The 1,447-nt window shown below is 54.1% G+C and carries 1 protein-coding gene; it reads left to right on the top strand.

The window, feature by feature from the left end; all coding sequences use genetic code 11:
• Positions 1-173: 173 nt before the first annotated feature.
• On the top strand, positions 174-1,385 hold the full coding sequence (locus HMPREF2806_RS03615) for an IS1249 family transposase (RefSeq protein WP_065422035.1): 1,212 nt from the start codon (positions 174-176) through the stop codon (positions 1,383-1,385).
• The last annotated feature ends 62 nt before the right edge of the window (positions 1,386-1,447 follow it).

The raw sequence follows: 1,447 nt of genomic DNA, 5'->3' as shown, positions 1-1,447 counted from the left end.
GGCTTAAGGGACATTTCGTGTGGATAAACCGATACGGATTCCCGGGGCAGCCTGGGATAATACGGTGATCTTGATTTTGAATCGGTTCCAACGGCCCGATCTGTGAAATCAACACTGGATAGTCCTAGGTCTGTGATAGGAGGACTGCTGCTGGTGCGGTAAGGCCAATTCCTATGGCTAATAGGAATCGGCCGTCGTGTGACATGTGCGGCCACGGACTGGTTAAGAACGGCAAAACCGCGGCAGGAACCCAGCGCTGGTTGTGTCCTAAATGCAACGTTTCATCGATTAATACCCGCGCACACACCAGCGAGATTCGGCACTTCAAAATCTTTATTGACTGGATTCTTTCCGGCGAATCCGCAGACCATTTAGCCAAACGCCTTGGGGTAACAAGGCGGACTTTGACCCGGTGGTTCAAGCTGCTGTGGTTTATCACCGTGCCCACGTCTACTGACCCCTATCGTGTTTACGACCAGGTCTTTATCGACGGCACCTACTTCCACAAGAAATGCCTGCTGGTAGCCTGCACCGAAACACACGTCATCGCCTGGCACTGGTGCCTGCGTGAAAGCTCATACGAGTACCTGAAACTGCTCGACAAAATCGCGCAACCACTCATCGTCACCACCGACGGGGCAGGCGGAGCACTCAAGGCACTGCGTATTAAATGGCCCGATGTGACCATCCAGCGTTGCTTAGTTCACGTCCAACGCAACACTTTTGCTGATATCAGCCGCAACCCGATTCACCCAGCGCATAAAGCAATCCGGAAACTGGGCTACATGCTTGTCCAAGTACGCAATCCCGACGATGCTGCGCGGTTTACAGCTGCAGTCCACCACACCCGCATTACCTTTGCTGATTGGCTTAAAGAGCGAACCTACCGCAGTGCTATACCAGCAGGCCAAGTACCGAAATGGGTCAGCCCCAACCAGAAATGGTGGTACACCCACCGCAACGCCCGCAGGGCTCTAAAACGGCTAGAAAAGCTCATCCACGCCGGACAATTATTTACCTTCCTTGACCCGCCTGAAGGTGTCACACAGGACTTAAAAGCCACCACAAACCTGCTGGAAGGCGGCATCAACAAACAGCTCAAAGACCTAGCAGGAAACCATCGTGGCATGTTCGATGAGCATCAGCGCATCACCATGGACTGGTGGCTCTACACCCACACCGAAGACCCGGTAGCGCCACTGGAGTTAGCCAAGCAACAAGACTTCGGACGCCAAGGAGAAAAAGCAGCACGCGCAGCCTGGGCAAAAGAAGAACTCAAACGGCGCGGCCACCCAGACGGGCGACCTGCCACATTCGACACCGGCATCGACAACGAATGGAACCCCAGCTTAGGCATAAGAAAAGGCTGGGCCGGACGCTCCTAAATCCACACGAAATGTCCCTTAGTGCGACACGCCGCAAATCCACACGAAATGTCCCTTAAGCC

It is taken from the genome of Corynebacterium sp. HMSC076G08 (assembly GCF_001811515.1).
GTDB classification, from domain to species: Bacteria; Actinomycetota; Actinomycetes; order Mycobacteriales; family Mycobacteriaceae; genus Corynebacterium; species Corynebacterium hiratae.
This window is presented reverse-complemented; position numbering and strand designations above follow the sequence as displayed.